Genomic DNA, 1,096 nt, shown 5'->3' with positions numbered 1-1,096 from the left:
GCGCTGAGGAATCCTGTCATTTAATTGAGCAGTTATGTTTTTAAGGTTTGCTCAATAAGGACGAGAAAAGAATTGAAGTGCATACGAATTCATGATCAAATTTGTTTACGAAGCAAAACCGACCGGAAAAAGTATGCACAAGCAGTTATTTTGCCAGAATTTATTAGACAGCGCATTAAAGAATTCAATTCATGCTAAAAGAAAGCAATGTCTAGTCCGCTTTTTAAGTGACTTAATGGATTATGATACGACATTATCCGTTACAGAGATTGGTAAAAAATTAACATCAAAATCGACGGTTAAAAGCAAAATATACGCAGCTCAAACTTTTGTGAATAATTTCAAACTGGAAAGTAATATTTTTTCCATTTATAAGAGCCTTGCCCTTTTTTTTTGGCGTGAAGCAAAAGAGCTTGTTGTTTTAATTGATTGGACTGGGGGATGTAGCAAGGGATATCATGTTCTGAAAGCCAGTATTGCAGCGCATGGTCGTTCAATACCCATCTATCACGAAGTTCATTCTGAATCAGCACAAGAAAATGCAGCGATTCATCATCAATTTTTATTACGCTTAAAAGAACTCCTTCCCTCGAATGGAGCAGTGACGATTATTACCGATGCGGGTTTTCATCGTGAGTGGTTTCAGCAAGTGCTTGATTTAGGCTGGGATGTTATCGGCCGCGTCTATTCTCTGTATTGCTATCAAAGTGAAGAAGAAACAAAATGGAAAAAGGTGAAGGATATTGTTTTTGAAGGGATTGGAAAAGCGTCCGCATTAGGTAAAGTCAGACTTGGAAAAACAAAGAAAGCGGTGGAAGGTTATCTTTATACCTATAAAGAAAGACTTTCAGGCAAGATACGAAAAAAGAAAAATAAATATCCTTCCCATGATAAAGCGCATTCCAGTTATTATAAAAAGGGCTGGGTTCTCTTTAGTTCATTAGATAAGCCAGCTCGATTACTTGTGTCTTATTACAAAAAAAGAATGCAAATCGAACAAAATTTCAAAGACATAAAAAATGAACAACTGGGGTTAGGATTACGACGAAATCAATCGTCAGGCAAAACCAGAGCCAATATGCTGTTCTTCCTGGCT

1 protein-coding gene is annotated in these 1,096 nt (G+C 36.8%); it reads left to right on the top strand.

Going from position 1 to position 1,096, the window contains the following annotated elements:
• Positions 1-133: 133 nt before the first annotated feature.
• The coding region (locus E1O89_RS15300) for an IS4 family transposase (RefSeq protein WP_133140917.1) at positions 134-1,096 on the top strand (963 nt) is incomplete at its 3' end.

The organism is Legionella genomosp. 1 (assembly GCF_900640215.1).
Taxonomy (GTDB): Bacteria; Pseudomonadota; Gammaproteobacteria; order Legionellales; family Legionellaceae; genus Legionella_C; species Legionella_C quinlivanii_A.
This window is presented reverse-complemented; position numbering and strand designations above follow the sequence as displayed.